Origin of the sequence: Rhodococcus sp. NPDC059968, from assembly GCF_042738615.1 — a bacterium.
Classification (GTDB): Bacteria; Actinomycetota; Actinomycetes; order Mycobacteriales; family Mycobacteriaceae; genus Rhodococcus_F.
Genome location: NZ_JBHWUE010000069.1, coordinates 19,441 through 44,612 on the forward strand (window position 1 = coordinate 19,441; position 25,172 = coordinate 44,612).

The following is a 25,172-nucleotide window of genomic DNA, read 5'->3' on the forward strand; positions in this document are numbered from 1 at the left end:
ATAGTGGTGGCGGAGAACAATACGAATGCCTTCAACTGCAAAATGTTCTGAGTGGTGGGCGTCCGCTCAGGTGGTCCTGATCATCGACGATCTGTTTCGTCCTTTTCGTGGTAACTCGTGTTTCCGCTCTGGGAGTTCGGTCCTGGCCCGGTGTGACCCTCCACAGGCAAGAGGCGATGTCTTGCTGCGTGGCGTTGCATGCATATCCGGACTTCGGGGAGATAGCGCTCCGGGTCGAGCAACGCGTTAGCACTGCTGGGACGGCGGCACGTGGCCCCGCGAATGCGAAAATCGACTGCACGTCGAGGGCGGCTGTCACGAGCATCAGAAGCATAAGCCGCGCCCAAGTTTGTATTCTCCAGCCCGGACGTGCGCGAAGGGTGCACCGATGAAGTTGGCGATAACCCCACCTGCAAACACTCCCATCGGCTACCGAACAACCTGGAACTGGCCCACTGAACTGGAAAATTCGGTGACAGCCAAGAGGCACGCACGATGCGGAGATAGCGGGGGTTGGGCACCCTGGTTCAGGGCGGCCATTTTGGGGAGGGCGGCGCGTAGTTTTCGCTGCCGGAGACGAGTAACAGAGCTGGAAGGGCGATCGAGACGATGGAGTGGTGATGAGCATGGCTAACCTGTGCAGAAGCTGAACAGAAGCTTGGTTATCGAGGGATGTTTCCATGCAGTGGAGGACCAAGACTCCCCTACGCAAGTGGTCACATCCAGCTGGGTTATCGCGCGAGCGAGGGTATCCACCGTTGATCGATGGCGCGCTCGGCAGCGGCGCGGCTTTTCTTCGCCAGGGGGACGAGGTGCTCCATACTAGGTGTGACAGGTGCAAGGATGAGCTCGGTGGTGATGAACTCCGGTTCGAGGCCAGTCATGGCCAGTCCATGCGGGAGCCAAGGCTGCGCGTGGTCCCAACCGTCGCGGGGAGTGCCAGGGCCGAAGCCGCCGCCCCGGGTGGCAAGCACCAGCATTTCCCGGCCCCCGAGCAGTGGGGCGTGAGTGTGCGCGTCCAGCGAGAGCCCCGGGGCGATTAAGTAGTCGACCCACGCCTTCACGCTGCTGGGCGGCCCATAGTTGTAGAGCGGCAAGCCCAAGATGATCGTGGTCGCCTCACGGACTTCCTCTACGACCAGCTCGGACACTGCCCATGCCGCCGATTGTTCGGGACGGCGCTCAGCTGCGGGTGTCATCCCTGCCAGCGCCGATGCGGTGTTGAGGTGAGGTAGTGGACTCGCGCCGAGGTCGCGATAGGTGACTGTCCCGTCGGGATGCGCCGCCTTCCAGGCAGCGGCCGCGCGTGCGGTCAGGGCGCGGCTGACAGACGCGGGCCCGGAGATGCTCGAATCGATGTGCAAAAGGTGAGCCATGAGGGACACACTTCCTTGTCGTAAGATGCAAATAGTTTGTTGATTACAAATCGTGCAGGGGCCGGTGAGTTCGCCGGGCCTTCTTTTGCACGGAGTCGGGCGAATGACCCAGGGCCGTATCGCGGCCAGATCCCTTTCGGCCGGCACTCTGCACCGCGTAATGGCAATGAACGAGCTTTGAGGATCTGCCCGGGCAGTCCCGATGTCGAGCAACCGTCCTCAATCTGCCGCCGTCACCTTCGCGGCCAGCGTCGCCAGTTTGGCGTCTAACTCCTTGGCGGCCGTGCGAAGCGGTCGATTCGGTTCGACAACCATGAGCGATGACGGGCGAATATAGGTTAGGGCGCTTCGGCCGTGCTGTTCTTCGGTGAGCAGGAGTTCAACCGGAGCGAAGAGGCCCGCCGTCACGTCGTGGCGCAGCATGGTGATCGCGATCAGCGGGTTGCCGATCACGATCCGTAAGACTTTTCTTCCGAGACCTGCCTTCTTGATCCAACCACCATGGTTCCACAGCGCGAACAGCATGAAGCCACTCGGGCCGACGTGTGATTGCACCTCGTGTTCATACGATTCCCAGGTCTCGAATCGTGCTGCGATGTCGTCGATAGGTACTGGCTTGTCGCTGACGTCGGCAAGCAGCGCATCGACGAGATCATCGAATCTCTTTGTGCTGTCGAATCGTAAACGGACGCCAAGAAACGGGATTTCGAGGGGATCAGAGGCGGGCATGATCGGCATCCGCGGCGGCGTCTGGCTCTTGGTGTCCAACTCGCTCGTGCACATGAGCGGTCGCCGTGTGATCAACCAGCAGGCTGAGCAGTTCGGGGCGGCTGTAGTGTCCCCTGGCATCCATCTTCGCCTTTCGCCGGTCGATCAACGAGAAGTCGAGATCAGCGATTACCTCTCCCTCGCCGGAACGCACCGGCTCACCGAGTAATTCGCCCATTGGTGACACGATCGCGGTGAAGCAGCCACCGGATATCGGGCCGATCGGGGACCCGGTGTCCGCCATGATCTGGGCCTGCTGACCGGGATCGAGCCAGGCGGTGGCATTGACGAAGAAGCTGGCCGATTCGAGTGCGTGATTGCGCACGCTGACCTCGGTCTGCTCGGCGAAAAGCGGGCCACCGAATGAGCCCGGGAACATTCCCGAGTGAATCTGCTCCCTGTCGGCGATGAGGGCGTAGCGGGCCAGCGGGTTGTAATGCTCCCAACAGGCCAACTGGCCGATGCGCCCGACCGCGCTGTCAACGGCCCGCAGTCCAGAACCGTCGCCCTGTCCCCAGATCATCCGTTCGTGGTAGGTAGGTGCTATCTTGCGCCGACGCTGAATCAGGGTGCCGTCGGCGTCGAACAGCAGTTGTGTGTTGAACAGGGTGCCACCATCCCGCTCATTCACCCCGATGGACACCACCATTCCCGCTTCTCTCGCCGCGTCAGCGATGACGTGTGTGACGGCCGACGGTATGGTCACCGCCTGATCGAGCAACCTGAGTTGCTCGACACCAATTTCGAACGGTCGCTGTACGAACGAGAAATACGGGTAGTACGGGACCACCGACTCAGGGAATGTGGCAAATTGCACGCCACGGCGCCCCAGGTCGGCGATCTTGCCCACCACCTTCTCCACGGTTCCGTCGCGGCTGTAGAGCACCGGACTGATTTGTACTGCAGCTGCTCTTACGATGGTCATTTCGACCACCCGACACGTGTGGTGTTCATGCTCTCGTTTCCTCTGCTCTTAGTTGGAGTGCCATCTGGCGATTCCACTGCAACCACCGTCGCGCGTCGGGCCTGTCCGTCGCGCCCTTGAAGTCCGTGGTCGCCACCCTGGTATGTGCAAGCGGCCGCACACGGACGGTGATGGCCGGGACAGTGACCACGGAGAGGTCGCGAATCTGCGGGTCGGCAGCCGACACCCAGGTGACGTCCATCGGCACCACGAAATGCTGATCGCGATGCCCACAACGTCAACGTGCGGCTAGCGAGCTCGTCTTCGACGATGAACAGGAGGGGTTCAGCAGCCGTGCCACTCGCGCGTGCGCGCAATGAGCTGCGCGGGTGAGAAGGGTCCGAAAGTCAGAGGCGGCGACGGCGAGGCGCGCTCGGTTCATGACTGCACGGGCGTGATCGCTGGAGTGTCCAGCTACCGGCGGGGTGATTGTGGGAGTCCGCCACTGGTCATCCTGGTCGGGCTGGCGAAGTCCGGCCATCGCAGCCGTCTCCGGAGGTAATGTGGTCCGGCAGGACATTTGCTGGTCGCGCCCTCCGCCGGGTGTGAGCCTGTGAGCTGGGGTGATGGCATGTCCCGGGCAGTGTGGTGTCGGCGCTTTCGGGATAGCTCAGGGTGTTAATGGGCACCCATGGGTCAGACTAAGAATTCTTGAATTGTGTTGCACAGCGTAGTTTTGGATACGCGCGTGTTTAATTGGCCTGCTCGAGCTCGTAGCGGAGACTCATGGACCCCGGCAGCCGCATTGCCGCTGCACACATGAAGGTCCGACATACTCTCTGCTACTTGCCACACCGACCGATGGCACACGAAGGCCATTCTCGGCGTCGATGAGGTGATCCGGAACACGACCGAGACAGGATGCGAAGGCCACCCGGCCTAGTTGGCTGCTGCGCTGAGCTGACGGTGCAGGGCGCCACCATCCCAATAGTCGGTACTGGAAGTAATGGCATCGTTGCTGACTTCCACGATTTGGACGCCCGCTAGCCGCAAGCTTTGTCCAGTTGGCTGGTACGAGCCAAAGCGGCCGTGTAGGTGACCGGTCAGCTCGTACGTAATCGCAGCCCGGTTGCCATCCACTAGAATCGTGTCGCACGCCCAGTGCACGTCGGGTAGCGCTTCGAACAGCCAGGTGATGCCAGCCGCGATCTGCGCCGGGCTGTCGTGCTCCGCGCCGGCCGCGATATCTCGGTGTCGGCAGGCTGTGGCGTAGAGTTTCGCCACTTCGTCGGACCGATGGTCGTTGTAGGCCTGGTAGAGGCTGGTGACGAGCTGAAGGGTTGAACCCATTGGGGCGTATCTCCTTTGGGATAAAGCTATCTGAGACGGGAAGTCTGCATCATCTTTGTTGCGGAGTGTCGGCGCAGAAACGACCCGGGCAGGTCAAATGCTTGGGCACTGCTAATGGTGATTGGTGTGAGCTCAGCAGGGCGTTTTGTCCACGTCTTGCTACCGCGATTGCGGAATGGGGACTCCAGGGCAGGCGTTTTGATCCCCGTCCTGGAGGTGCCCCAACACTCGTTGCTGATGCGGCTCTGGTCAGATGACTTTGACTGGTAGCGAGGACAATCCGCGGGTCACATTGTTCAACTCGCGTTCAGGCTCACCCTGTATTTCGAATCGGGCCACAGTCCGTGCCAGCGCGCCCAAGACTGCGTTACCCTCGAGCTTGGCCAGCCCTTGACCTGGGCAACCATGGATACCGTATCCGAATGCGACATGATCACTCGCATTGCGTCGTACGTCGAATACGTCGGGGTCCGTGTACTGCCGTTCGTCGCGGTTGGCCGACGCGAACATGAGCAGGACGCGAGACTGTGGCTCGAGCACAAGGCCGTCGGTGGCATAAGGCTTGGTGGTCACACGTGCGAACATTTGGGCGGGTGACTCCAGGCGCAGTACCTCGTTGAATGCGTTCGGGATCAAACTGGGGTCCGCGCGAACGAGATCCCACTGCTCGGGGTGCTGAGCAAATAGCCAGATTGCACTTCCGATGGCGCTAATTGTGGTATCGAACGCCGGGATTGAATATCCGGCCATGAGTGGGACAACTGCCTCCTGTGGGATATCGCCTCGGGCTGCAGCCTCGTGAATGGTGGTCGCCAAACCGCCAGGGGCCATGCGGTCGGCTGTGCACTTCTCCGCAAGCCAGTTGAACATCTCACCGGCGATCGGCAGGTTTCCGTGCTACGCGCGTTGTCAGGGCCCATTGCGTTGAAGGTGGCAGAACCCCATCGCAATAGTTCGTCTCGCCCTTCCTCGGGGAAACCAAGCATTTCGAGGACGACCGAGATCGGAAAGGTTCGAGCGAGGTCTAGGACCGCATCGAAGTTGCCGAGTGCGAGCAACCCCTCGATGTGCTTGTCTGCTTTCGCTTCGATTGCGGGGCGCAGAGCGGAGAGGGCGCGTGGGGCGAGCCGCTCCTTCAGCACGTTCCTGAGTTGGGTGTGTCCCGGAGGATCCGAATTGATGATGGTGCCGGCCATCGCACCGTTGATGGATGGGTTGAGCCCGACGCCCTTCGCGGAGGAAAACGTCTGCCAATCATCGAGGGCAGCCCGGACCTGCTCGTAGCGCGTCAGCACGTACATCTCGTACTTGGGTAGGTAGACGAGGGGCGCGATCTCGCGAAGCTCGCGGTAGAGCTCGTACGGATTCGCTAGGACTTCGTCGGTGAAGAGGTCGATATCGCTGTGCGGCACCAGCGAGGTTTGGGTTTGGCTAGTGGCCACGGGAAACCCTTTCGTCGAGGAGGAATCGGGATCTGGTAGGGAAAGTCTTTCCGTTTCAATCGCTTTCGCGAGATAATGCCCGCAGTTTACGAACGGCGATCCTGTGGTTGACGGCGGCAACAGTGACCCCATGCTGGCTCCGCCAGCGGAACAGGCCGGTGCCGGCTCGTAGATCGCCGGCGAGCGTTTCACATTCGCCGGAGGCAGGGATGGGGCCGGAGATGGTAATCGCCAGTCCGAATGCCTCTGTCCAGTAGAAGGGGGCCGAAACATAGGGGCTCGCCGAGGTACCGCAGACAAGGGACTGGCCGGCAATCCGGGCTTGCTCGAGGGCTGCCGTCCAGAAGGGTGTACGTGGCGCCAGGACACGTGCACCTCGCACGCGTGTGACGTCACCCGCGGCGACGACTTCGGCGGTTGCCCGGCAATATTTATCAACGACGACGCCGTCGATAAGGTCGAGACCCGAGTCGGAAAGCCACTCTATGTTCGGTCGGCACCCGACAGCGGTAATGACGACATCGGCTTCCAAGGTTAAATGGTCCGATAAGGCCAGACCCGTTACGCGATCTGGACCAGTAAGCCGAATCTGCTGCGGCGCAAGTTCTAGAACGACCCCGGCGTTGATCGCAGCCCGGGTAATAAGGTCGGAGAGATCGGCCCCAAGGTGGGGGACAAGCGTGTCGTGCCGGCTCACCACGGTGGTCTCGAGTCCCGCTGCAACGCACGCAGATGCGACTTCAGTCCCCACGAACCCCCCGCCGATCACGAGCGCCGAGTGCGCCCCCCTCATCTCCTCACGCAGTCGGACTGCATCATCCAGGGATCGCAGTACCGTTTCACCCGCACCGTCGGGGCGTAGCTGACGCGCGCGGGCTCCACTTGCAATAACCACACCTGAGTATTCGAGTGCACCCCCGCCCGAAAGGGTTACGCGCTTTCGTTTGATGTCCAGTCCGATCGCGCGACCGGGCAGGAAGTCGATACCATCCTCCGGCCTCGGAAGATGAACCGACTCAGCCGGCTCAGTCCCGCAAAGCAGTGCTTTTGACAGGGCCGGGCGTGTATACGGTGGGTGAGGCTCATCTCCGATAATCGTGATCGGCCCATCGAATCCGGCGCGTCTGGCAGCTTCTGCTGCTGCGATTCCTGCCGCGGAAGCTCCGACCACGACAACACCGGCTGGGCTCATCGGCTGACTAGGATCGCGGCGACCGGGCACACTCGCGCACCCGCGGAGGCCTCGCGCTCAAGTTCACTGGGCACCTGTGGTTGCAGGATCTCGACATCGTCCTCATCTGGGAGGTGGTAGATGCGCGGGGCGGCTTCTTCGCACAATCCGTAGCCCTCGCATCGTCCTGGGTGGAGAGACAACTCCATTTGGTTACTCCTGATCCGTGCGCGTGTCATGCTCTTGTTGTCCGGTTGGTCGACGGGCATGACCCGTTGGAGGTCCCGGCTCGTATGAGCAAGGACTATCGACGCAATCGCGGACTGACCGGTCACGCTTTCAGATGCCGACACGACGCCACTGCCTCGAAATCGATTCCTCTGTGTCACCGGAGTCCGAGATCGCCTCTTGTGTCCGACGCCACAAGCTTATGGTGATGAAATGCGCATCGTCCAACAGATGTCACGGATGTGAACCATCGACGACGGCGATGTGTTCGCGGGTGAGTTACTGAGCACCTGAATAATTCGGATCGATCCCCTCGTCGAGCGAGGGCTGTTCTAACGCGTGCTCGGAGTCTCAGAGGCCGTCGCCCTCCGTGCGCGATACCGGTTCAAGGGCTGCGGCGGTCGCTGCCACACGGGCCCTCAACCAGCGATGGCCTGGATCATTCGTGTGGCGGGGATTCCAGTAGATTTCCTCGTGGATATCTGGAACGGATATTGGAGGCTCGACTAGCTTCAGACCGTCCATCCGTTGCATCGCGGTTGATCGCTCCAATACGAGGCAGGCGAGCGAGGTGCCCCGGATCAAGAGCGGCGCCATGAGGAAGCTCTCGATCGTCAATTCCACCCGTCGTTCGATGCCGAGGTTGGCTAGATGCCGATCGGCCAGGTTGAGCTGTCGTTCGTTACCGATCGAATAGACCATATGAGGCAAAGTCAGGTAGTAGTCAAGATCGAAATCGTCGATAACCGATGGGTCATGCATTTCACCGTCCAACATGCACAACCACCGATCGGTGAACAGGGGAGTGCTTGGTAGCGACGTTGGACCCATCGTCTCCCGCGGTTCAATGATCAGGTCCGCGCGATCTAGCCGGACGAACGTTTGCACATCTGCAGTACGCGGAAGCACATTGATGGTGACGTTAGGTGCCTCTGCCGACAGCGTCCTAATAAGCGGACCGAGCACGACGGCGGTGGCGTAGTCCGATGCGCTGATCGAGAAGTACCTCGTAGCGGTCGACGGAACGAATGTATCTTTCTCGTTGTCGAAGACCACCCCGATGGATATCAAAGCCTCTTGCACGGACGGGATCAGAGCTTCCGCGCGACTCGTTAGCGTCAAGCCTCGGCCGCTCTTGACCATGAGCGGATCGTCGAACAATCGGCGGAGGCGCGCGAGGGAACCACTCATAGCGGATTGGCTGAGGCTCAGCCGTCTCGCAGCCTCTGTGACACTTCGAGTGTTCAACAGGGCGTCGAGGTCTACCAGGAGATTCAAATCAATACCTCGGAGGTCCTGCACTGAACTATTGTATCGCTCCCGCCGATGGATCGCATCCGTGACATCTGTTAGACCGCGTGTGGTTCGCGCCATATGGTTTTGGTGTCAGGCGAGCGACTCGCTTCGAATGACATTGGCGGACTGAACCAATCCCTCTGCCATCCACGTATTTGCACGAGCCCTGACGGTCTTTGCATCAACCTAACCGACCAGCCGGCGGATCGTGCCCGATGTGGGAGGACCACATGGAACACAATGTCGTTCAACCCCTGGACCAAAAAGAGTTCCGTAACGTCGTAGGACATTTCGCGAGTGGTGTCACGATCGTGACAACTGAACACGCGGGCATTCGATATGGGGCGACGATCAGCGCCGTATCTTCCCTCTGCGCAGATCCTCCCCTGGTGCTCGCTTGTGTGAACCAGCGACTGGGCACGCACGCGGGAATTCTCAACTCTCGCCGGTTCACCATCAATATTCTCGGGGAGGGTCAGGATTCGATCGCACATACCTTCGCGACCCCTGGAGCTGACAAATTCCGCGATGTCGAGGTTGTAGAGGGACCACATGGCCCGCGCCTGGCGGAGGCGCTTGCTCATCTCACATGCGAAGTTATCGACGAGGTTGAGGGCGGGACACACAGGATCTTCGTCGGCAAAGTTCTCGAGGCTCAGGCTGGCACAGGGAGTCCGCTGTCGTACTTCAGGGGCCGATTCGGCAGCTTCGTGCCGTTCGAAAAATCGTCCTGGCTTCGCACACAAGCCGAAAACTCAGTTTCCCACAAATAGGAGGTTCCTCGAATGAGGACAGGAAAACAGTATCTGGAGTCACTCCAGGACGGACGCCAGGTCTACGTCGGAGGTGAATTGATCGACGACGTTACAACTCACCCCAAGACCAGCGGGTACGCGAAGGCGATCGCTGAGTACTACGACTTGCACCTCGCTCCGGAACACCAGGATGTCTTGACCTTCGTCGACGACGACGGTGTGCGAAAGTCGATGCACTGGTTCCTGCCCCGGACAAAAGCCGACGCCGCCCGTCGCCGCGCCTATCACGAATTCTGGTTCCGGCACTTCAAGGGAGGTATCTTCACGCGGCCACCGGCCGGAATGAACGTCGTGATGTACGCCCAGATCGACGACCCGGAACCCTGGGAGGACAACGCGATTGTCGCTGACGGGCGCAAGATCCCGTTCGCCGACAACATCCGGGCACAGTGGGCGCGTGTCACCTCGCACGATGTGGCTCTATCGCCGATGTTCGTGGATGTGCAGTACGACCGGGGACGTGACGATGCCCTCGGCGAGACTCCGATGTTGAGCATCAGGGAGCAGAACGACAAGGGCATCGTCGTCCGAGGCTGGAAGGCGATGGGAACCTCACTTCCCTTCGTCAACGAGTTGCTCGTCGGCAACCTGTGGCGGCCGGGACAGACCTCGGATCAAACTGTGTACGCGATTGTCCCGGTGAACACCCCAGGGCTCTCGCTGGTGTGTCGCCAATCGAACGCCACCCCGGATGCAGACCCCTACGATCACCCACTGTCGACCATCGGTGACGAACTCGACGGTATGGCGTACTTCGACGACGTCTTTATCCCGTGGGAGAACGTTCAGCACATCGGCAACCCAGACCACGCAAAGTGGTACCCGCAACGACAGTTCGACTGGGTCCACATCGAGACCCAGATCCGGCACGCGGTCCATGCCGAACTGATCGTCGGTCTCGCCCTCCTCCTGACCAACGCGCTGGGAACAAACAACAACCCGATCGTGCAATCGCAGCTTGCCGATCTCGTCCGCTTCCGGGAGACCTGCAAGGCATTCGCCATTGCCGCCGAGGAAACCGGCTTCACCACCGCGGGCGGGTTGTACAAACCCAACAACATCTACGTCGACCTCGGACGCGCCCACTACCTCGAGAACATCCACAACGCCGTCAATCAGCTGATCGAGTTCTGCGGTCGCGGTGTCGTGATGTCACCGACGAAGGCCGACTTCGATCATCCATTCCTCGGACCTCGGTTGGAGGAGGCGCTGCGTGGCACGTCGATCAGCGCGCGGGATCGCGTGGCAATCTTCCGGCAGATCAGTGAAAGGTATCTCACCCAGTGGGGTGCGCGGCATGAGATGTTCGAGAAGTTCAACGGTACCCCGCTCTACCTCGTGCGGTTGCTGACGATGCAGCGCACCGAGTACCAGGTCGACGGCCCGTTGACCGACCTTGCGCGACAGGTTCTCGGCTTCGGCGACACCGAGGCGCTCGCCGCTCGGGCGGCCGAGGTGGAGCAGAAGTCCAACTGGGCGTCCGTTGCGTACCAACCCGAGTACGCGCGGGAGCAGGACGTCCGCGACGGCTACTACAAGGCTGCTGAAAAGGTCTGATCGTAGTTGGGGGCTGCCGGGCTGGAGTATTTCTCGGCCCGGCAGCTAATCGGTACGTGAAGGAAGACCGGGGACCTTAGCTGGGTTGGAATCGATCTCGCACGTGGCCCAATGCTTTGGGTCGAAGCACACATCATGCGGTTAACGACAAACTATTGTCCGGCATCCAACTTTCTATTTTTGCGGTGTAGATCTGAGGGTCGCGGCTTGTGGCCAGGCGGAGGAGTAGCGGTATGACGATGCAGGATAGCGGCAATTCATTTAGCCCCCAGGTGTTGACCGAGACGGTCATGCAATCATTCGCCGGCACATCAGATAGCCGACTCAAGGAAATCATTTCATCGCTCGTTCGACACCTGCATGGATTTGTCCGTGAGATCGAACCGACCCTCGTGGAATGGCAGGAGGGGATTGACTTTCTCACGGAGGTTGGTCAGAAATGTAATGCAGTCCGCCAAGAATTCGTACTGTTGTCCGACGTGCTCGGGATATCAATGCTCGTCGAGACGATCAACGACTTGGATTCGCCCGGTGCGACAGACAGTACAGTGCTCGGTCCCTTTCACATGACTGAATCTCCAGTCCGGAAGCTGGGTGAGTCGATTGACATGCTGGGTTCAGGCACACCGCTGCTGGTCACTGGATCGGTACGTGCCGTTACTGGTACGCCGATCCCATATGCCACAGTCGATGTGTGGCAATGCAATGAACAAGGTTTCTACGACGTCCAGCAACCTGACCTTCAACCGGCAGGCAATGGGCGGGGGTTGTTCACGGCGGACAGGCAAGGCCGATTCTGGTTTTTCACCGTTACGCCCAGCCACTACCCGATACCGACTGACGGACCAGTGGGGAAGCTTCTATCCGCAACGAATAGGCATCCGTTCAGGCCGGGCCACATTCACCTGATAGCCCATGCCGGCGGATTTCGCGAACTCACTACGCACGTCTTCGTTCCCGACAGTCCATATCTTGACTCAGATGCTGTCTTCGCAGTCAAGGAATCGCTTGTCGGGGAATTTGCGCGAGCAACGGACGAGGAGGCCTCCCAATTTGAGGTCGAAATTGAATCACCAGTAGCGAGAGTGCAGCTAGTTCTGAGCCCGGAGTACGAAAATGATTCGGGCACACGGATCGGCGCGGTTTGACGATGCAAACCGCAATACCTGCGCAATTTCGGTGCCGGGCTCGCAACTTGCATTCTACGGATATGCTTGGGTTGCCGGTCTGGGCGGCTTTGATGGACTTAGAGGGGCAATAATGATTAATAAACTGTATGCATTTGTACTCGCGCTAGCGGGTGTTTCGTTTGGTAGCTATATCGTGATCCACGAGGTGAGTGAAAGTGTCCGAGGCGACTCGGGAATGCTCGAATCGAGCGCAGCACGCCGATCGGAATGTTGAGAATCCGGAGAACGTTCGGGGTTGCTATCGACTTCGATTCGGTTCCGGCGAGGGGGAAGAGCGGCTGCATGTGCATTTAACAAAATCGATGACTGCCAATGGATGTGCAGCTACGAGAGGAGTTTGTATATGCGTTCAACTGATACCATCCCATTCGGTGATGCGCCAGATCTGAAGATACCCATGCCGAAGTCGTTCGCCAGAACGAGCCTGCCGGGCCGGCTTCTCTTTGGCGAAGGCGCACTTGACGATCTAGCTCATGAACTAGACAACGCGCGCTTCCGTAGAGCGATGTTGATCGTGTCGTCGAATCAGATCGTTCTCGCGCAGAGGAGTCGAGATGCCCTGGGGTGCCTGCTGGCTCTCGAATGGACTGAAGTTAGACAACACGTCCCTGTTGAGCTCGCGGACCGTTGTGCTGCATCCGCAGCGAGTGCTGACGTCGACGTTCTGGTGGCCATTGGTGGAGGTAGCACTATCGGATTGGGCAAAGCGGTCGCCGTCCGCACTGCACTTCCGCTCGTTGTCGTCCCGACCACATACTCAGGCAGCGAGATGACACCAATATACGGACTCACCACGGGGAGGGAGAAGAAGACCGCGCGTGACAAGGCGGCATTGCCGCAGATCGTCATCTATGATCCGCAGTTGCTGACAGGGCTACCCGCGTCGATCGTGGGAACTAGTGGACTGAACGCCCTGGCTCACTGCGCGGAAGCCATATGGTCCCTCAACGCGGACCCGATTACCGACTCATTGGCCCTCGATGGCGCCTACCGCTTGCAGCGTTACCTACCGATGGCTTACAGCACAACGGATGTCGCCGCTCGCGGTCAGGTTCTCGTCGCCGCTTGTCTCGCCGGCACTGCGCTCGGCACTGTGGGCACGAGTCTGCACCACGCACTCTGTCATTTGCTCGGCGGGATGTTGGACGCGCCGCATGCCGAGACTCATGCCATCCTCCTGCCCTACGTCATCAGCTACCTTCAGCCTGCGATACCCGACGCGATAGCAAGGCTGGCCGACGCGATGGGTAGACAGCCCGACAGGTTAGCCCACGACGTGTGGTCCCTGGCCCAGGCGGTAGGAACACCACCGGGACTGCGGGCTGTCGGTGTCAGGGAAGAGCAGGTCGAGATGGTGACGGCCGCAGCTCTGGACAACAACATCGCGAGCCCGCGGTCGCTCACGCATGAGGCGCTTCAGGCCTTGCTTCACGCAGCATGGGCGGGCAAAGATCCCCATCCTGGTTGAACAGCAGCGAGCCTGCAATGCGTCCGACCGCGCTGTAGTAGCCGGTTATCCGGCGCCCGTATTCTCTCGCGACGGACAGGGAATCACGACACATTGTTGATCGAGAGGAAGGCCCCATGCTTGGGCGACATCAGGATGAAACAGCTCTACGCCGCCTAGACCTAGAAGATGACCGTTACGACGCGGTCCAATCCGGTGATGTCGATCGGTTGGCCGCGATATGTCATCCTGATCTCCTGTATACGCACACCGGCGGAATCACCGACACACTGGAGTCCTACACGTCGAAGTTGCGCCAGCGCTACTACGTCTATCACTCGATCGAGCACCCGATTGATCGAATCGTCACCGTTCACGACGTCGCGCTCATCCTTGGGAAGATGAATGCCCGGATTACTATCGGGACACCGAGAAGCAGCTCAGCAACACATCGCTAGCTGTCTGGGTCCGTATCGATTCCATGTGGAAGCTACTGGCGTATCACCCGACCCCGAAATCGCCTACGGAGCAACTTAATCCGTCGACTGAACAAGTGATGGCCGCGACGGACCGATCGCTTTAGTGCGGGTTCCGGTTAGCAGTGCCATCCAGTTGTGGATCCGGAGTGTCCGATGAACGGCGACTTGGCCAGGCTTCAATCCCGAAGCAGGGCCCGGTGACAGTTCGCACTGGGCAGGCTGTCAACGACAGGTTTGGGTGACCCAACGGACCAGCTCGTGTCGGGGTGAGAAGAGTTGCAAAAACAGGTTTTACGCGTTCTCTTCGAACGGGGTGTAACTCATTTCCGCATCGAGCACCGTGCTGATTCCATCAGAAATGCCAGTACTCATATCCAAGGAGTAGTCGTGTCCATCGTGTCCGAATCCACCACACCGCAGAAGGTCGAGCTGACCGACGAGGAGATCTTCGCCGGCCACATCGGGGGGAAGCTCTCGGTCGAGACCACGACCGCCCTCGATACCCAGCGCGCCCTGTCCATCGCCTACACGCCCGGCGTCGCGCAGGTCTCCCGCGCCATCGCCGCCGACGAAACCCTGGCAGATCGTTACACCTGGACCAGCCGCCTCGTGGTCGTCGTCTCCGACGGTTCCGCGGTGCTCGGCCTCGGGGACATCGGCCCCCGCGCCTCCCTTCCCGTGATGGAGGGCAAGTCCGCCCTGTTCAAGAACTTCGCGGGCCTGAACTCGATCCCGCTGGTCCTCGACACCAAGGACCCCGACGAGATCGTCGAAACCCTGATCCGGCTGCGCCCGAGTTTCGGTGCGGTCAACCTCGAGGACATCTCCGCGCCGCGCTGCTTCGAGATCGAGAAGCGGGTCATCGAGGCCCTGGACTGCCCGGTCATGCACGACGACCAGCACGGCACCGCCATCGTCGTCCTGGCCGCCCTCAAGGGTGCGGTCAAGGTCCAGAACCGGGAGCTGTCCGAGCTGCGGGTGGTCATCTCCGGTGCCGGCGCCGCCGGTGTTGCCTGCGCGAACATCCTGCTCGCCGCGGGTATCGCCGACGTGACGGTCCTCGACTCCAAGGGCATCGTCTCCAAGGATCGCCACGATCTGAACGAGGTCAAGGTGGATCTGGCCGCGCGCACCAACCCGGCCGGCCGCCGCGGCGGCATCGTCGAAGCGCTCGACGGGGCGGACGTGTTCCTCGGGGTGTCCGCAGGGACCGTGCCGGAGGAGCTGATCGCGACGATGGCGGAGAACTCCATCGTGTTCGCGTTGTCGAACCCGGACCCGGAAATCCACCCCGACGTCGCCCGTAAGCATGCGGCGATCGTGGCGACCGGGCGCAGTGATTTCCCGAACCAGATCAACAATGTGCTGGCCTTCCCCGGGGTGTTCCGTGGTGCGCTGGACGCCGGTGCCTGCCGGATCACCGAAGGTATGAAGCTCGCCGCCGCCGAGGCGATCCTCTCGGTCGTCGGTGACGAGTTGGCTGTGGACAAGATCGTTCCGAGCCCGCTCGATCCTCGCGTCGCCCCCGCTGTCGCGGAGGCAGTCGCCGCCGCTGCTCACGCAGAAGGCGTCACCGACTAAACGCCGACCATACGCGGAGGATCAGAACCATCGTCAATACCGGTTTGCGGCCAGCGGGCCGGGAAACGAGACCGTCGGCGAACTCGCAGAGGCGGCACAACCTCTGGCCGCTCGGCAGTCACACGGTTGTCGTGCGGAATTGGCTGTCCTGTCGTCCTAGCCGACTCCACATCCAGATCAACGAGGCGGAAAACATGGCACGAACCGTCGCTTCGACGTCCGGTCAACGCCGTTGGGCGGTCTCCACCCGATGGCGTGAATTTGCCAACTGCACAGCTATGGGTGACTACTACTTCTTTGCTCCCGAGAACGAACCGCCCGCCGCACGCCTTCCGCGGGAGCGGATGGCACGCAGGATTTGCTCCCATTGCTTCGTCTTGGACAGGTGTCGTCGATATGCCTTGGTGACAGCGCAGCCGCATGGGATCTGGGGTGGCCTTACTCCGAGCGAACGCGTAGCCCTCCTCGATGGCGCTGGGTACTCGCGGGAAAACCATCGGATTGCATCCGCCGATACCGCGCCTGTGAGGCAAGCATGACTCGGTGCTACCTGCTGTAGACCCATCCCTCGCCGACGACCCGCGCGACAGTTCCATTATCTGCCGGTCAAAGCGCTTGGCGACCCGCCCCACGTGGTGCTGCCTCCGGCAGTTGAGATCCCGGTGCATCCACTGCCTCCGCGAACGTGCAACGCGCACTTGTTCGTTGGATCGGTACCTCCCAACTGTGCCTCCACACCGCCTGGCGCACCTACTAGGGGAGGGCGTGGGGTACGGGTCCGATCTCGATGGTCGACGACGTTGCCGCCAGACCGATCCGGGCCCATTCCACGGTCACCGTAAGCAACACCGGCGCGGGGATTCCGTCTATCCAGTACCGCGGCGTGGTGCGGAAGTCGAGTAACCGCGTCGTTCCGGTCGACAGGATCGGGGCCTGGTACGGGTCGGCCTCGCCCGTGAGATCCCCGGCGCGCACGTGCGTCCGGAGGAACGACCACCGCGGCGACGGGTCCCCGGGGTCGGTCAGCGGTCGTGTTTCATAGCGTGCCTGCTGGGCCGCGTGCCCGTAGGCGGTGAGGGCAAGACGCAGTTCCACCCCGGCCGGGTAGCGAAGGAGGTCGATGAGTTCGACGGTGATCCCGAGGCCGGCAGCGAGAACGGAACGCCCGTGAACAATACGCACCCCGCGCCACGAGGGTGGGGGTGCGGCCGGCCAGCGTCTTCGCATACTCGTCATACTTCCACTGAGACAGAATCTCGACGTGAGAATCCCATCGGAGGAGGACTTTTCGCGTCCCACGGCACGCAAACGACGTTGGTATCCGTGCCGTGGTGTGCACGACAATTGTATCAAGCAACACCTGCACTGGCTGTCTCACCTGTGTGCTCGGCAGTGTGAGTGGGCCGGAACGACAGTGCCTCTCGGCTATGCGACTGTTGGTGGCGGGGGAGTGGCGCTGGAGGAGGCAGCACCAGCACCAGACGGTGGGCCATCTTGTGGATGTCGAACTTTGGGTTCATCGAGGCGTGTGTGGGTCGGAGTTCCACCCTCTTCGGTGTGGCCGTCGGTAATCCGCCGAACTACCCGCGGACATGAAAAGGCGCTGAGCCCACCGTCTTGCGATCCTGCGAGCAGGTGTCCAATTCACTCAGCGGTACGGACGCCTCTGCGCCGTGGAGTTGCTTATCAACAGGAGAATGGTGGCACAAGATGACCGCGTCGCCACTCGCAGATTGGTGAGCGCATGCGGGACATCGCCTCCATTGGACAACGTTTCGCGTGTGGCTCGACGGGCTGCTGCCGCACTGGTGGTCCATGCGTCCCTGGGCGGGATCTCACTCAGCCGCGTCGCACCCCGTCGCGTTTGCCGGTGCTGCGGGGCCGCACAGACTTGTCTCCACGGTGGCGTAGTGCTCCGCCTTCGGACTCCCAGCGGTGTTGGGCGAGCAGTGCCAGCCGGCGATCCTCGGCCTCGCGCGCACCGATCGCGAGCAGTTTGTCGGCGGTGGAGACGTCGCGCGGACTCGCCGCCGTCATTATGGTCGCATAGGCGAAGACCGGTTCGGTGTAGGGAGGAACCACCAGCAGGACCAGCCGTCCGACCTTCTCGCCGGTGATCGCCAGTGTATTGCTCGACTGGTCGCTGGAGGGTCGCAGGGCCACTGTGTTGCCTGCGTGGTTGATACACGACGGTGCTGGCGACCAGCTGTTCTCGTCGTAGATGATCCGGTCGATGTGATCCAGCCGTCGGGAGAGGGCCGCGAGCAGGGCCGGAAGTTCATCGGTGAGGTGAGTCGATCGCGGCCACCAGGCGCCCTGTACGAATCCGCGGGACTGGGCGGGCTTGAGCCGCAATCGCAGTCCTCGACCGGGTGAGGGTGTCGCCTTCGAGGCATCCACATGCAAAGTTGGTGTGGACATGAGTGGCCTCCCGCCTGTTGATGATTGGTGAAACGGTTGTCGTGGGATTTACGGGTGGGGGTTTCGCCGGCATGCTGTGGGTGCAGTGCTGGGTCATTCTCGGGTGTTGCCCTGCAACACTGCGTCAGTGAGATGTGTGGTGTTTCGGCAGACATCCACACCATCCGGCGGGTATCGCACGAACGGCCCGGCGGTCGAGTTGTGGGGTTTGCCGCAACGGTAGTGTGAGCGATCGTGATGATCGTGGTCGACGGCCCCGAGGCGCAGTGGAGCGTCGTCGGAGTCCACCGCCGACTTCAGACCGGCAACTTCGCTGTGCAGCCGCTCCATCTTCCTGTCGAGTCGGTGCGCGACGTCGGCGGCCTCGGTCAGCTCCTGCAACAATCGGCGTGGGACGGAGCGCTAGTACTTGTAGTAGATCTTGTGCTCGAGGCTGGCCCAGAAGTCCATGGCGATTGTTCGGATCTGCAGCTCGACTGGCACTTGGACGACCCGGTCGCTCAAGAACACCGGGATCTCGACTGCCACATGCAAACTCTTGTAGCCGTTAGATTTCGGCTTCGCGATGTAGTCTTCGACCTCGAGCACAGTGACACCGGGCTGACCGCCGATCAGGTCCGCAACGCGGTAGGTGTCCGAGATGAGACCGCAGGTGATGCGGACTCCGGCGATATCGCGGATGTTCTGACGAATGTCGGCGACCGTGAGCGGGCAGCGCAGGCGCTGCGCTTTGGCCATGATGCTGTCGGGGGATTTCACCCGTGATGAGACATGCTCGACAGGACAGTGCCGATCCAGGTGCGTGAAACCCTTTCGCAGGATTTGCACTTTGGTGATCAACGTTGAGATTGCGCATTGGTAGGGGAACACGAACTGGGTGAATTCGGGACCGAAGAGCTCGAACTGCGTCGTCATCGGTAAGTCGGAATCGCAGATGGTGTCGACCGTCATCCCCTACCTCTGCTGTTGTGAAGCGGTTAGTATTTAACGGAAGTATATCCTTTAAATTGGTAGAATGTAAGGTGACGTGGTGGACGAGGAAAGCGATACCCGGGGGCCGCGGCGAAATTTGCTGCCGCGCAACCGGCAACGGGAACGTGTTCTTCGGATGGTGCGTGAGCACGAGGGTGCGGTGGACGCCGTCGAGCTGGCATCACAGATCGGTGTGCACGTGACGACGGTGCGGTTCCATCTGGACGCGCTGTGTGACGACGGTGCGATCACGCGCACCCGAATGAACAGGCCGGGCGCCGGCCGGCCCCGTACCGGCTATCTGGCGATCGAGGAACGCGTGGACTACCGGACTCTCGCCGACGTCCTCGCGATGGAGCTGGGCCAGACGGTGCAGACGCGGGCTCGCCGCGCGGAGCACGCCGGGCACGAATGGGCCACGCGGATGGCGGCTTCCCGCAGCGCAGGCACCGGTGACGGCGGGCACACCCCGGAGTCGGATGCCGACGATGCACTCGATCACGCGGCGGCGCGCACCACGAATGCTTTCGCGCGGATGGGATTCGGCCCCGAGCTGGTCTCGGCGGCGGGACCGTCGACACCGCCGTCGGCGGACAGCGGCAGCCCCGCAGGCGAACGTGAACGGATCATTCGCCTGCACGCCTGCCCGGTACGGGATCTGGCCCGGTCGCATCCCGAGGTGGTGTGCGGAGTGCATCGGGGGTTGCTGCAGGGTCTGCTGGACACGTCAGCGACCGAGGGAAACCGAAAGCCGCAGCGACCGGCCCTCTCGGCTCACCTCGAGCCGTTCGTCGAACCCGAACTGTGTGTGGCCAGGCTGGTGGCGGGGTGAGTCAGGTTGCCCGAAACGCGGCGCTGCTGGTGCCAGGGTCTGGGCCGGGGGAGGGTGGCGATGCCGGGATGATTGTGGCGATCGTTCTCCGGAACGCTCTGTGACACGTTGTTTCCGAGAGTGACTCTGTGGATATGTTCGACACCTCGAAATCTGTCGGCCCCGGGCTTCTTTCGACGGCATCCGGTGATGTGAGGCACTCGTGCACGCCCGCGCCACACTGTGCGCCACCGCTACCGGTGCGGCCGCGCGCGAATCTGCACAGTTGGCCTCCGTGTCGGCCGCCGTGTGCCGACAGCGGTGGGCTGGGTGTACGGGCGGGGGATTGCTACGACGCCGCCTCGCCGACGCTGTACTCGGAGAGGTCGGGGACGGTCCAATTCTCACCGTGTTTTTCGAGCGGGATGGTCGCCACAACGATGTCCGGATCCAGCGGCACCGCTCCCATGATCCGCGGAACCCACCGACCGGGAGTACCCGACGGTCCCGCCCTCTCGTCCCATCGAACGTCGACACCGGCATCGCGGAGTGCGTCCTGGTCGATCACAATCACCGCCAGGGGAAGATTGACGTCACCGTATACGGTGGCGAGGACGTGCTCGAGTTGCTCCGCGGTCGCGGCGTGGATGAATCCGATCTGGTCGAGTGTGTGGGCGCGGGTGGACGCTTCGTATTCTCCGAACCGGGCGGCGCCTTCCCAGTCGTCGGCGAGGGCTATGTGAAAGATCTGTTCGCTCATCGTGATGTCCTTGTGGAGGAATGTCCGTGGGAATGCAGGTTTCGGGCCGCCCCACGCCCGGGTCGGCAGGGGATTTCGTGCGCGGCCGACTCAGGCGGAGGAACGTCGACGGCCGAAGTCGGCGGCACGCGCGGAGGTAAGCGCGCTGCGCGTGACCGCTTCCCGCTGCGCGGCTGCTTCGTACAGTTGATGCGACAGGTCTGCCAGGGCGCGGGCAGCGGCCATGTCGTCGCTGACCTCCGGGACGTCGGTATGGCGCGGATTGCGCCGTGCGAGTCCCGTTCCCACGAAGGCGGCCCGGCCGCTGGTACGCAGACGGGCCCTCGCTCGTGTCTGGGCGCCGGTCTCCGCCGATTTGTGCTCGTCGATGACGATGTTCACCGACCATGTCTTCTGGTTCACGGTTGAAGCACTTTCCTTTCGTGTTCTGCCGTCGCGGACACATCCGAGTCGACGCTGATGACCCCGGGGGGCTTGTCTTCGGCCACTGTCTGCTCTGTTCGGCGCGGATTGTGGTGGGTTTCCGTAAAATCCGTGGCCTGACCGTGCGCGCGGCGGTGAGACGCCGGTCGGTCATCGAGGTGACCGCCGGGGCAGCGATCAGATGGGTGGTCATCGCGGACCCGATGGTGAAGTCGGGAGGTGAGGGCATCGAGTTCGGCGGAGTCGGTGCCGGTCAGGTTGCGGTGCATCGCCCGGGCGATCCTGGTGGCGTGGACTGTGGCGTGTTCGGCGATCGGACCATGAAACATCTGCCCGACCGTGGTGGACCAGAGGGTGAGCCATCGTAGGAAGTGCCGTGCCTCGAGTCGATGCCGGGTGTGGACGCTCCGGTGCACCCGCAGGGCGCTGCCCTGGTAGAGGCGGGCCCCGAACAGGACGGTTTCCCAGAAGTCGCCCATGATCGGCAGGTGTGATTCGAGCCCGCTCTCGCGGATCTCGGCGAACGGATCGGCGAGGAGGTCGTCGACGAGCACGCGCCCGTAGAAGCGGCGGAGCAGGTCCTCGATGTCGGTGCGAGTGGCCAGATCCGTGCGCGTGTGTTCGTCTGGTGTCAATGAAGGCATGAGGCCACCGCCTGGAACAGCTGGAAGATCAACGCGATCAGCAATGCGACCTTCGCTACTTCCAGTCCGATGTACACCAGGTGCATCCTCGATCGTGGCAGGTGCTCGCCGGCGAGGATCCGGTCCGATCGTGTACTCAGGGGCGGGCGGACCACCGCGATCTGCACCACCAGCACCACCGTGACAAGCGCGAGCACCGTCAACGCGGTTGCGTCCGGGGGCGCGGCGACGCACGACGCCAACAGCGCCAGTGCCAAAACCAACTCCACCGCATTGAGTGCGAGGAAGACCTTCCGGCCGATCCCGAGCCCGATGGCCAGGGTCACGCCCGGGGCCCGAAATTTGATCGGCGCCTCGAGAAACGAAATCGCTACCACCATCCCGAGCCAGAACACCGGCAGGATCAACTGCGTGTAGCGCGCCACCTCAGTCATGTGCCACCCCCCTTGTCAGGCGGGTTCGGGTTCGGGTTCGACGGACGGTCTCCGGTGGACGGGTGCAGCAGTCGCCCCGCGGGATTCGCCGGTCGCCGCCGTTCACCGGCCAGGACCGTGCAGGCATCGCGGCCACCTCGGCTTCGGGACACCGCAGGAAACTGTAAGAACGATCGGCGGTGTCACTCATCGCCGGCCCGTTTCGCGCTCGGGACCCGGACAGTGCCCGCGGTGACCGTGACCGACTTGGGCCGTCGGCCGACGTACGTTTCGGCGCGCATCCGTTTCACCATGTGGGGGTAGTGCAATTCGAACGCGGGGCGCTCGGAACGGATTCGGGGCAGCTCGGTGAAGTTGTGCCGCGGCGGGGGACAACTGGTGGCCCACTCGAGCGAGTTCCCGTAACCCCAGGGGTCGTCGACCGTGACCACCTGGCCGTACCGGTAGGACTTGAAAACATTCCAGACGAACGGCAACACGGACCCGCCGAGGACGAACGAGCCGATCGTCGAGATCGTGTTGAGGGTGGTGAACCCGTCCGAGGGGAGGTAGTCGGCGTAGCGGCGGGGCATACCTTCGGCGCCGAGCCAGTGTTGGACCAGGAAGGTGGTGTGGAAGCCGATGAACGTGGTCCAGAAGTGCCATCTGCCGAGGCGTTCATCCATCAGCCGTCCGGTCATCTTCGGGAACCAGAAGTAGATGCCGGCGTAGGTGGCGAACACGATGGTGCCGAACAGCACGTAGTGGAAATGCGCGACGAGGAAGTAGGAGTCGGTGACGTGGAAGTCCAGCGGCGGGCTCGCGAGCAACACGCCGGACAGGCCACCGAACAGAAAGGTCACCAGGAAACCGAGCGAGAACAGCATGGGGGTTTCGAAGGTGAGCTGCCCTTTCCACATCGTGCCGATCCAGTTGAAGAACTTCACCCCGGTGGGCACCGCGATGAAGAAGCTCATCAGCGAGAAGAACGGCAGCAGAACGGCGCCGGTGGCGAACATGTGGTGCGCCCACACCGCGGTGGACAGTGCGGCGATGGCGATGGTCGCGTAGACGAGGCCGGTGTAGCCGAAGAGCGGTTTGCGGCTGAAGACCGGGAAGATTTCCGAGACGATGCCGAAGAACGGGATCGCGACGATGTACACCTCGGGGTGACCGAAGAACCAGAACAGGTGCTGCCAGAGCAGGGCGCCGCCGGTGGCCGGATCGAACAGGTGCGCCCCCAGGTGCCGATCCACGAGCAGGCCCAACAGTGCCGCGGCCAGAATCGGGAAGGCGATCAGCACCAGGATCATGGTGATGAAGATGTTCCAGGTGAAGATCGGCATCCGGAACATCGTCATCCCCGGCGCCCGCAGGCAGATGACGGTGGTGATCATGTTGACGCCGCCGAGGATGGTGCCCACACCGGCCAACGCCAGTCCCGTGATCCACAGGTCGCCGCCGAGCCTCGGCGAATGCACCGCGCTGGTCAGGGGGGAATACCCGGTCCAGCCGAAGTCCGCGGCCCCTCCCGGGGTGAGGAACCCGGACACGGTGATGATCGCGCCGAACAGGTACAGCCAGTAGCTCAGCGCGTTCAGCCGGGGGAACGCCACGTCGGGGGCGCCGATCTGCAGCGGCAGAATGTAGTTCGCGAATCCGAAGACGATCGGCGTCGCGTACAGCAACAGCATGATGGTGCCGTGCATCGTGAACAGCTGGTTGTACTGCTCGTTGGAGAGGAATTGCAGACCGGGGACCGCGAGTTCGGTGCGGATCAGCAGCGCCATCAACCCGCCGACCATGAAGAACACGAACGAGGTGACCATGTACATCAGACCCAGCATCTTGGGGTCGGTGGTGGTGGCGGCCTTGTAGAGGAACGATCCCTTGATCCCGCGCCGTTGTGGGTACGGGCGGGCGGGGGCGACGTCCACGGTGAGGGGAGTCACGATGCACCGCCGCAGTGGGAGGGCTCGCCGGTAGCGGCGGGGTCCGAATGTGGATTCCCACTGACTAATTCGGTGTCGGCGGCGAGTGGACCGAGCTTGCCCGCCCCTCCCGGCATCCCCAGTGCGGCACCCGCGCCGGGGAGCGGACTGTGGAAGAACCGGGCGTTGTCGTCGGTGAACGCCTCCCACCGGGCGGGCAGATCGTCCTCGTAGAAGATGGCCTCCACCGGGCATACCGGCTCGCATGCGCCGCAGTCGATGCATTCGTCGGGATGGATGTACAGCGACCGGCCGCCCTCGTAGATGCAGTCCACCGGGCATTCCTCGACGCAGGCCCGGTCCATCACATCGATGCACGGCTCTGCGATCACATAGGTCATGGCCACCTCCGGGAAGCTAACCCTTTTTTAGAGGAATCCCTTCCTCTAAAGTCATACAGTATGGCGATACGAAAAGGAACCGGTGCCGGACGCGCCGGGACGCACGCAGTGTTGGCCTCGCGTAGACGGGTCCAGTTGCTGGACGCTTTGCGGGCCAGTCCGACACCGATGACCGTCGGTGAACTGGCGGCGCTGTGCGAGCTGCACGTGACCACGGTTCGCTTCCACCTCGACGCGTTGACCAGTGCCGGATTGGTCTCGGCCGAGCCCGAGCGGAATCCGGCGCGAGGCCGCCCGCGTCGGCTCTACCGGGCGCTGGCCGCCCTCGGGTCGGACCGCCATGCCGATTCCGGATACCAGGGGTTGGCTCGGGTGTTGGCGGCGCACTGGGCCGGTGCCGAAGGCGGCGACCCCGTGGGCCGGGCGGAGGCGGCCGGGCGGGCGTGGGCGCTCGACGACCTCACCGGCACCTCCGGGGCACCCCGATCGATCGAGGACGCCGCGAGCACCCTCACCACCCTGTTCGCGGAGATGGGATTCGACCCCGAGCTCGAGTCCACATCCGATGAAATGCGAATCCGGTTGCATGCCTGCCCGTTCGAGTCGGTCGCCCGGCAGAGCCCGAACGTCGTGTGCGCGCTGCATCTCGGACTGATGCGCGGCGTCCTCGACCGGCTCGGTGCACCGGAAACCGACAATCGGCTCATCCCGTGGGAAACACCCCAGACCTGCGTCGCTCACCTGGCGCGACGCTAGCCGGCCCAGTATGCCCGGCGCCGACCTCGATCGCGC

General features: G+C 62.2%; 27 protein-coding genes and 1 pseudogene. 9 read left to right on the plus strand and 19 right to left on the minus strand.

The window, feature by feature from the left end:
* Positions 1-731: 731 nt before the first annotated feature.
* The 10 genes from ACFWAY_RS37770 to ACFWAY_RS37815 form a co-directional block, all read right to left on the minus strand.
* Positions 732-1,376 carry an FMN-dependent NADH-azoreductase gene (locus ACFWAY_RS37770; protein ID WP_378514162.1) on the minus strand — a complete coding sequence of 215 codons (645 nt, stop codon included), beginning with the start codon at positions 1,374-1,376 and terminating at the stop codon, positions 732-734.
* A 219-nt stretch (positions 1,377-1,595) separates the two neighbouring features.
* The gene (locus ACFWAY_RS37775) at positions 1,596-2,105 is read right to left on the minus strand and encodes a DUF302 domain-containing protein (protein ID WP_378514163.1); all 510 of its coding nucleotides are present in this window, start codon (positions 2,103-2,105) and stop codon (positions 1,596-1,598) included.
* Positions 2,092-3,069, minus strand: a complete 978-nt coding sequence (locus tag ACFWAY_RS37780; RefSeq protein WP_378514191.1) for a nitrilase-related carbon-nitrogen hydrolase — start codon at positions 3,067-3,069, stop codon at positions 2,092-2,094. The genes ACFWAY_RS37775 and ACFWAY_RS37780 overlap by 14 nt, the downstream gene beginning before the upstream one ends.
* Positions 3,070-3,094: 25 nt before the next feature.
* Complete coding sequence (locus tag ACFWAY_RS37785; protein ID WP_378514164.1) at positions 3,095-3,316, minus strand: hypothetical protein; 222 nt, start codon at positions 3,314-3,316, stop codon at positions 3,095-3,097.
* Positions 3,317-3,987: 671 nt separating this feature from the next.
* Entirely contained in the window at positions 3,988-4,398 is a 411-nt protein-coding gene (locus ACFWAY_RS37790; RefSeq protein ID WP_378514165.1) for an ester cyclase, read from the minus strand.
* 249 nt (positions 4,399-4,647) lie between these two features.
* The gene (locus ACFWAY_RS37795; protein WP_378514192.1) at positions 4,648-5,148 is read right to left on the minus strand and encodes a cytochrome P450; all 501 of its coding nucleotides are present in this window, start codon (positions 5,146-5,148) and stop codon (positions 4,648-4,650) included.
* Positions 5,031-5,972, minus strand: coding sequence for a hypothetical protein (locus ACFWAY_RS37800; RefSeq protein ID WP_378514195.1), 942 nt, complete (start codon positions 5,970-5,972; stop codon positions 5,031-5,033). The genes ACFWAY_RS37795 and ACFWAY_RS37800 overlap by 118 nt, the downstream gene beginning before the upstream one ends.
* Positions 5,896-7,032, minus strand: coding sequence for an NAD(P)/FAD-dependent oxidoreductase (locus ACFWAY_RS37805; protein WP_378514166.1), 1,137 nt, complete (start codon positions 7,030-7,032; stop codon positions 5,896-5,898). Before ACFWAY_RS37805 ends, ACFWAY_RS37800 begins: the two co-directional genes overlap by 77 nt.
* Positions 7,029-7,280: a ferredoxin gene (locus tag ACFWAY_RS37810; RefSeq protein ID WP_378514167.1), complete on the minus strand. Its 252-nt coding sequence runs from the start codon at positions 7,278-7,280 to the stop codon at positions 7,029-7,031. Before ACFWAY_RS37810 ends, ACFWAY_RS37805 begins: the two co-directional genes overlap by 4 nt.
* 310 nt (positions 7,281-7,590) lie before the next feature.
* A complete protein-coding gene (locus ACFWAY_RS37815) occupies positions 7,591-8,613 on the minus strand; it encodes a LysR family transcriptional regulator (protein WP_378514168.1) in 1,023 nt (340 codons plus the stop codon).
* A gap of 152 nt (positions 8,614-8,765) precedes the next feature.
* Between ACFWAY_RS37815 and ACFWAY_RS37820 the strand changes: the two genes are divergently transcribed.
* The 7 genes from ACFWAY_RS37820 to ACFWAY_RS37850 all read left to right on the plus strand — a co-directional run bounded on the left by ACFWAY_RS37820 (position 8,766) and on the right by ACFWAY_RS37850 (position 16,143).
* On the plus strand, positions 8,766-9,308 hold the full coding sequence (locus ACFWAY_RS37820) for a flavin reductase family protein (protein WP_268793176.1): 543 nt from the start codon (positions 8,766-8,768) through the stop codon (positions 9,306-9,308).
* A 12-nt stretch (positions 9,309-9,320) separates the two neighbouring features.
* Positions 9,321-10,907 carry a 4-nitrophenol 4-monooxygenase/4-nitrocatechol 2-monooxygenase oxygenase component gene (gene npcA, locus ACFWAY_RS37825; protein ID WP_378514169.1) on the plus strand — a complete coding sequence of 529 codons (1,587 nt, stop codon included), beginning with the start codon at positions 9,321-9,323 and terminating at the stop codon, positions 10,905-10,907.
* Between the two features lie 233 nt (positions 10,908-11,140).
* The gene (locus tag ACFWAY_RS37830; protein ID WP_378514170.1) at positions 11,141-12,055 is read left to right on the plus strand and encodes a dioxygenase; all 915 of its coding nucleotides are present in this window, start codon (positions 11,141-11,143) and stop codon (positions 12,053-12,055) included.
* 385 nt (positions 12,056-12,440) lie between these two features.
* Positions 12,441-13,565, plus strand: coding sequence for a maleylacetate reductase (locus ACFWAY_RS37835; protein WP_378514171.1), 1,125 nt, complete (start codon positions 12,441-12,443; stop codon positions 13,563-13,565).
* A gap of 116 nt (positions 13,566-13,681) precedes the next feature.
* Positions 13,682-14,002 (plus strand): nuclear transport factor 2 family protein, encoded by a 321-nt coding sequence (locus tag ACFWAY_RS37840; RefSeq protein WP_378514172.1) that lies wholly within the window; start codon positions 13,682-13,684, stop codon positions 14,000-14,002.
* 408 nt (positions 14,003-14,410) lie between these two features.
* Positions 14,411-15,604, plus strand: coding sequence for an NADP-dependent malic enzyme (locus tag ACFWAY_RS37845; RefSeq protein ID WP_378514173.1), 1,194 nt, complete (start codon positions 14,411-14,413; stop codon positions 15,602-15,604).
* A 194-nt stretch (positions 15,605-15,798) separates the two neighbouring features.
* On the plus strand, positions 15,799-16,143 hold the full coding sequence (locus tag ACFWAY_RS37850; RefSeq protein WP_378514174.1) for a WhiB family transcriptional regulator: 345 nt from the start codon (positions 15,799-15,801) through the stop codon (positions 16,141-16,143).
* 214 nt (positions 16,144-16,357) lie between these two features.
* Here the strand turns inward: ACFWAY_RS37850 and ACFWAY_RS37855 are convergent, their stop codons facing one another.
* From ACFWAY_RS37855 to ACFWAY_RS37865, 3 genes and pseudogenes are all read right to left on the minus strand, one after another.
* Positions 16,358-16,786, minus strand: a complete 429-nt coding sequence (locus ACFWAY_RS37855; RefSeq protein ID WP_378514175.1) for a hypothetical protein — start codon at positions 16,784-16,786, stop codon at positions 16,358-16,360.
* A gap of 657 nt (positions 16,787-17,443) precedes the next feature.
* Positions 17,444-17,959, minus strand: a complete 516-nt coding sequence (locus ACFWAY_RS37860; RefSeq protein WP_378514193.1) for a DUF5994 family protein — start codon at positions 17,957-17,959, stop codon at positions 17,444-17,446.
* A 159-nt stretch (positions 17,960-18,118) separates the two neighbouring features.
* Positions 18,119-18,976 (minus strand): annotated as a pseudogene (locus ACFWAY_RS37865) (GTP pyrophosphokinase family protein).
* A gap of 157 nt (positions 18,977-19,133) precedes the next feature.
* On the opposite strand from ACFWAY_RS37865, the gene ACFWAY_RS37870 reads away from it, so the two are divergent.
* Complete coding sequence (locus tag ACFWAY_RS37870) at positions 19,134-19,829, plus strand: helix-turn-helix transcriptional regulator (RefSeq protein ID WP_378514194.1); 696 nt, start codon at positions 19,134-19,136, stop codon at positions 19,827-19,829.
* A gap of 328 nt (positions 19,830-20,157) precedes the next feature.
* Here the strand turns inward: ACFWAY_RS37870 and ACFWAY_RS37875 are convergent, their stop codons facing one another.
* From ACFWAY_RS37875 to fdxA, 6 genes are all read right to left on the minus strand, one after another.
* Positions 20,158-20,568, minus strand: a complete 411-nt coding sequence (locus ACFWAY_RS37875; protein WP_378514176.1) for a DUF952 domain-containing protein — start codon at positions 20,566-20,568, stop codon at positions 20,158-20,160.
* Between the two features lie 90 nt (positions 20,569-20,658).
* Positions 20,659-20,970, minus strand: coding sequence for a dsRBD fold-containing protein (locus ACFWAY_RS37880; RefSeq protein WP_378514177.1), 312 nt, complete (start codon positions 20,968-20,970; stop codon positions 20,659-20,661).
* A complete protein-coding gene (locus ACFWAY_RS37885) occupies positions 20,967-21,635 on the minus strand; it encodes a group III truncated hemoglobin (RefSeq protein ID WP_378514178.1) in 669 nt (222 codons plus the stop codon). Before ACFWAY_RS37885 ends, ACFWAY_RS37880 begins: the two co-directional genes overlap by 4 nt.
* Entirely contained in the window at positions 21,623-22,069 is a 447-nt protein-coding gene (locus ACFWAY_RS37890) for a hypothetical protein (protein WP_378514179.1), read from the minus strand. The genes ACFWAY_RS37885 and ACFWAY_RS37890 overlap by 13 nt, the downstream gene beginning before the upstream one ends.
* Positions 22,070-22,251: 182 nt before the next feature.
* Positions 22,252-24,000 carry a cytochrome c oxidase subunit I gene (gene ctaD / locus ACFWAY_RS37895; protein ID WP_378514180.1) on the minus strand — a complete coding sequence of 583 codons (1,749 nt, stop codon included), beginning with the start codon at positions 23,998-24,000 and terminating at the stop codon, positions 22,252-22,254.
* Positions 23,997-24,380 carry a ferredoxin gene (fdxA, locus tag ACFWAY_RS37900; RefSeq protein ID WP_378514181.1) on the minus strand — a complete coding sequence of 128 codons (384 nt, stop codon included), beginning with the start codon at positions 24,378-24,380 and terminating at the stop codon, positions 23,997-23,999. The genes ctaD and fdxA overlap by 4 nt, the downstream gene beginning before the upstream one ends.
* Before the next feature lie 60 nt (positions 24,381-24,440).
* Here fdxA and ACFWAY_RS37905 point away from each other — a divergent pair, with 60 nt between their 5' ends.
* Complete coding sequence (locus tag ACFWAY_RS37905; protein ID WP_378514182.1) at positions 24,441-25,136, plus strand: helix-turn-helix transcriptional regulator; 696 nt, start codon at positions 24,441-24,443, stop codon at positions 25,134-25,136.
* Positions 25,137-25,172: the final 36 nt, after the last annotated feature.

Bases quoted from the DNA above. Each gene is read 5' to 3' on its own strand.
- ACFWAY_RS37770 (WP_378514162.1), bottom strand. From the start codon at position 1,376: ATGGCTCACCTTTTGCACATCGATTCGAGCATCTCCGGGCCCGCGTCT.
- ACFWAY_RS37775 (WP_378514163.1), bottom strand. From the start codon at position 2,105: ATGCCCGCCTCTGATCCCCTCGAAATCCCGTTTCTTGGCGTCCGTTTA.
- ACFWAY_RS37780 (WP_378514191.1), bottom strand. From the start codon at position 3,069: ATGACCATCGTAAGAGCAGCTGCAGTACAAATCAGTCCGGTGCTCTAC.
- ACFWAY_RS37790 (WP_378514165.1), bottom strand. From the start codon at position 4,398: ATGGGTTCAACCCTTCAGCTCGTCACCAGCCTCTACCAGGCCTACAAC.
- ACFWAY_RS37795 (WP_378514192.1), bottom strand. From the start codon at position 5,148: ATGGCCGGATATTCAATCCCGGCGTTCGATACCACAATTAGCGCCATC.
- ACFWAY_RS37800 (WP_378514195.1), bottom strand. From the start codon at position 5,972: ATGGGGTCACTGTTGCCGCCGTCAACCACAGGATCGCCGTTCGTAAAC.
- ACFWAY_RS37805 (WP_378514166.1), bottom strand. From the start codon at position 7,032: ATGAGCCCAGCCGGTGTTGTCGTGGTCGGAGCTTCCGCGGCAGGAATC.
- ACFWAY_RS37810 (WP_378514167.1), bottom strand. From the start codon at position 7,280: ATGCCCGTCGACCAACCGGACAACAAGAGCATGACACGCGCACGGATC.
- ACFWAY_RS37815 (WP_378514168.1), bottom strand. From the start codon at position 8,613: ATGGCGCGAACCACACGCGGTCTAACAGATGTCACGGATGCGATCCAT.
- ACFWAY_RS37820 (WP_268793176.1), top strand. From the start codon at position 8,766: ATGGAACACAATGTCGTTCAACCCCTGGACCAAAAAGAGTTCCGTAAC.
- npcA (WP_378514169.1), top strand. From the start codon at position 9,321: ATGAGGACAGGAAAACAGTATCTGGAGTCACTCCAGGACGGACGCCAG.
- ACFWAY_RS37830 (WP_378514170.1), top strand. From the start codon at position 11,141: ATGACGATGCAGGATAGCGGCAATTCATTTAGCCCCCAGGTGTTGACC.
- ACFWAY_RS37835 (WP_378514171.1), top strand. From the start codon at position 12,441: ATGCGTTCAACTGATACCATCCCATTCGGTGATGCGCCAGATCTGAAG.
- ACFWAY_RS37840 (WP_378514172.1), top strand. From the start codon at position 13,682: ATGCTTGGGCGACATCAGGATGAAACAGCTCTACGCCGCCTAGACCTA.
- ACFWAY_RS37850 (WP_378514174.1), top strand. From the start codon at position 15,799: ATGGCACGAACCGTCGCTTCGACGTCCGGTCAACGCCGTTGGGCGGTC.
- ACFWAY_RS37870 (WP_378514194.1), top strand. From the start codon at position 19,134: ATGGTGCGTGAGCACGAGGGTGCGGTGGACGCCGTCGAGCTGGCATCA.
- ACFWAY_RS37875 (WP_378514176.1), bottom strand. From the start codon at position 20,568: ATGAGCGAACAGATCTTTCACATAGCCCTCGCCGACGACTGGGAAGGC.
- ACFWAY_RS37885 (WP_378514178.1), bottom strand. From the start codon at position 21,635: ATGCCTTCATTGACACCAGACGAACACACGCGCACGGATCTGGCCACT.
- ACFWAY_RS37890 (WP_378514179.1), bottom strand. From the start codon at position 22,069: ATGACTGAGGTGGCGCGCTACACGCAGTTGATCCTGCCGGTGTTCTGG.
- fdxA (WP_378514181.1), bottom strand. From the start codon at position 24,380: ATGACCTATGTGATCGCAGAGCCGTGCATCGATGTGATGGACCGGGCC.
- ACFWAY_RS37905 (WP_378514182.1), top strand. From the start codon at position 24,441: ATGGCGATACGAAAAGGAACCGGTGCCGGACGCGCCGGGACGCACGCA.